General features: G+C 64.3%; 1 pseudogene. It reads right to left on the bottom strand.

The window, feature by feature from the left end:
- Nucleotides 1–244 (bottom strand): annotated as a pseudogene (locus AC6CID_RS25095) (IS21 family transposase); the annotation flags it as partial.

Here is a 244-nt window from a genome sequence, read left to right as displayed (position 1 = left end):
GAGGTTTGATCCATCCGCAGCACCGGTTGGACGAACAGCATCCGTGAACACGCCAGGATCATCGCGAACGCCCACACCGCCACCCGCCGATCCGTGGCCGGATCGCGCCACATCCCCAACTTGCCGTAGTCGACCTGACCCTCGTCGCCCGGCGAGACCGGACCGCGAGGAAAGGTTGCCTTCGACGCCGCGACACGATCGGCGAATCGTGTTGCGATATACCGCCGCACGGTCGATTCCGAAA

This window comes from Rhodococcus sp. GQ147, from assembly GCF_059759155.1.
Note: the sequence above shows the minus strand (reverse complement) of the source record. Positions and strands in the feature narration are given on the sequence as shown.